Raw genomic sequence first — 3,113 nt, 5'->3', positions numbered from 1 at the left:
CCTGCAATCAGCCAGCAGGGGTGGGTTCAAACATGGGTCACTTCTCAATGGAAAAACCGCCCAATCCCGGGTCGGTTCTCGGCGGAAATCAACAGACCGTCGCAATGCCGCGTTGCCGAGCTTCGCGGGGACTTGTGATGCGCGCAACCACACCGTCGAGCAGAATCTCGCCGCCGCTCGCCTGATGGTAGCCAGACAGGATCTTGATCAGCGTCGACTTGCCAGCGCCGTTGTCGCCAAGCAGGCACGTCACCTGCCCTGGATGCACCTGCAATGAGACGCCCGTGAGCGCTTCGATGTTGCCAAAGCGCTTGCTAACGTTACGCAATTCCACCAGCGGCTGTGCCATGGCCATCGATCCCCTATCTCACGCTCAATGCCAGCTTGCGCACGTATGTGTTGGCGGTCACGGCAAGGAGCACGAGGGCTCCAAGGAAAAGCTGCACCCAGTCCGTGTTCCAGCCAGAATAGAAAATGCCAACGCTGATGACTCCGTAGAGCATGGCTCCAAAAGCAAAACCGAGTACCGAACCGTAGCCACCGGTCAACAGCACGCCACCGATCACCGCGACGATCGGCGCCTGAAACACATACCCCTGTCCGTTGGTCGCGTTACCGGAGTGGAACTCGACGGTCTGCATAATTCCCACCAATGAGGCCGCAAGCGAGGTCCCCATGAAAAGAACTACCTTGACCAGCGATGTCGGAACACCCGCTCCGCGCGCTGCGGACAGATTGCCTCCGGTCGCGAATATCCAGTTGCCGAAGCGCGTGCGGTTCAGGAGCCACACACTCAAAATCGTAGCCACGACCCACCAGATGATAGAGACGTTTGCCTGTCCCCACCGGGCGGCGAAAAGCGCGTCAACTGCCGGGTCGGACACCATGGACGACGACACGGTGTTCGTCAGGAGCCTGGCAAGACCAAGCGCGGAGCCGGCTACAGCGAAATTGGTCGCAAGCGTGACGATGAAAGAGGGGATGGACGTCCGCACCACCAGCAGACCGTTGATCAGACCGATCAGTAAGGCCGTTGCGATTGTCAGCGCCAGCATCAACCAGACATTCAGGTCATAAATACCTGTTCCAATCGAGAGTATGATTGAAGACGAGCCCACCACGGCACCGATCGACAAATCGAGCTCGCCCGCGATCATTAGGAGACCGACCGCTAGACCGATGATGCCGAGTTCGGCCGCAACGTTCAGCCAAGCAGCCGTCCCGTTGAAGCTTACGAAACTCGCCTTACCGGCAACAACTGCGAAGACCCCGTATACGAGAAGAAGCGCGCAAAGGGCGCCGATCTCCGGCCTCACGATAATGCGGCGAAGTTTCGACTGTGCGTTTCGGTCTGCTACAACCCCGAAACTGGTGTCTGATGTCGTTACCGTACCCATTCCGTACGCCCTTTCGCTTCGAGCCTGCCGCTCAGCTTGGACGATCGCGCGGCATCGCTGCCGCGCGATCCCCAAGGCAGGGAAGACTAGTTAATTCCGCGGATGCCCAAATATTGCTTGTTGATGTCAATTACTTTTTGGGCGTCTTCCTTGGTGAGCGGGACCGGCCCAACGATGACGCTCTCGAGTGGTGACAACCCGTACCGGACATGATGCACCGCCTGAACGATGCTATAATATCCATCAAGGTAGGGCTGCGGGTCAAAGACCGCCGCGACCTTGCCGTCGCGTAGGTATTCGAGCACCTTCGTCGAGATGCCGTTCGACATGATCTTCACTGAGTCTGGCGCTTTACCCGCATCGGCTACGGCCTGCACCGCCAGCTCCGCTTGAGCTGAGCCGACCGTCAAGATACCGTCCATCGCCGGATCAACCTGCATCGCTCCCTTGATTGCCTGCAGCGTTGCCTGCGGATTCGAAACGTCCTGGTAGCCGAGCGTGATCACCTTGCCCTTACCTCCCGTCGCCTCAAGCGCCTTGACGTAGTTATTGCAAAGAGCTTCCAGCGACGGATTGCCAGCGACGCTGTTGATGCAAATGCCGTCTTTGACCCCGAGCTTCGACGCCTCTTGTCCCGCCTGCGTCCCAATAGCCGGTGGGTTAAAACCGACGAAACCTACGGCGCCGAGGTCCTTGAAGTTGCCTGGACCATCACTCAGGATTACCGGGATTCCCGCGGCGGCGGCCCTTTTGATGATCGGATCCATGGACTGCGGAAAATAGTCGCCCACAATCAGAACATCCGGCGTCGTTGCCACGGCCTGATCCAGGGCACGTGTAATCTCCGTCTGCGCGTTGCTCGGGTCCTGGATGGTCGAATACTGATACTCGACGCCCATGGCCTTCGCTGCGTCATCCGCGCCCCTTTTCAAAGCGCTGAAGAACGGATCGAAAAGCGGCCCCGAGACCATGATGATCTTCATCGGTTTGTTATCGGCAAGCGCAGGTCGCGCAAGAGTCATCAAGGCGATCGCAGCAGCACCCATTATTCGAAGATTGGCAGTTCTCGTCATTGTTCCCTCCGTGGCCCCCTGTCCATGTTGATCCAAACGTGGGTATGGATACCCAGGTTCTGACTTTGCGCCTGAAGCCTCAAAAAGAAAAATGATGAATTTGTATCAAGGTCATCTCATACGCAGATGACCCGCGCATTCACCGCGTGCCATGACTACTGCAGCCGACGCATTTGGAACGGCTCGCGACCTGGGGTCCGAACAAGATCGCGAAATCGTACGCTAGTGTCGAACGGAATCGGTGGCCGCTTCTACAACGTCGGCTCCCACCAATGACATGGCGTCGAGAAGACAGGGGGCCGGTTCCAAGTGCAATTGAAGGACCGATAGAGCCAATGTCGAACGCGACTTAGGTCGGGAATGACCGATGGCGTCGCGGGCCGGTTCCGTTGCAAAGTTTTGTCTGGTCAGAGAATTTGCTAGAGTGGTGGCGACCTCATGCGGCAGCGAGGATTTCGAACTGCTCGGCGAGAGACGGGTTCGGATTGAAGGCGTACCGCGCCTGTAGTTTGCGCATCATGTGGACCATCTCGATGCCGGACAAGGTTACCGCAGCGGCGTGCGTCGATTTGAAACCGAGCATCGGCCGCACACGGCGCTTGATGCGCCGATGATCCTGCTCGATGCGGTTATTGAGGTATTG

General features: G+C 58.0%; 4 protein-coding genes. All 4 read right to left on the bottom strand.

The annotated features are described in order from the left end of the window. Nucleotides 1–88 precede the first annotated feature (88 nt). On the bottom strand, nucleotides 89–349 hold the full coding sequence (locus BLS48_RS34245) for an ATP-binding cassette domain-containing protein (RefSeq protein ID WP_208604717.1): 261 nt from the start codon (nucleotides 347–349) through the stop codon (nucleotides 89–91). A gap of 13 nt (nucleotides 350–362) precedes the next feature. Then, a complete protein-coding gene (locus BLS48_RS34240; protein ID WP_143019598.1) occupies nucleotides 363–1,397 on the bottom strand; it encodes an ABC transporter permease in 1,035 nt (344 codons plus the stop codon). Nucleotides 1,398–1,483: 86 nt separating this feature from the next. After that, nucleotides 1,484–2,470: a substrate-binding domain-containing protein gene (locus BLS48_RS34235; protein WP_091586652.1), complete on the bottom strand. Its 987-nt coding sequence runs from the start codon at nucleotides 2,468–2,470 to the stop codon at nucleotides 1,484–1,486. Between the two features lie 436 nt (nucleotides 2,471–2,906). Then, nucleotides 2,907–3,113 (bottom strand): DDE-type integrase/transposase/recombinase (locus BLS48_RS34230; RefSeq protein ID WP_143019597.1); only part of this gene is annotated, 207 nt, incomplete at its 5' end.

It is taken from the genome of Mesorhizobium qingshengii (assembly GCF_900103325.1).
Lineage (GTDB): Bacteria > Pseudomonadota > Alphaproteobacteria > Rhizobiales > Rhizobiaceae > Mesorhizobium > Mesorhizobium qingshengii.
Note: the sequence above shows the minus strand (reverse complement) of the source record. Positions and strands in the feature narration are given on the sequence as shown.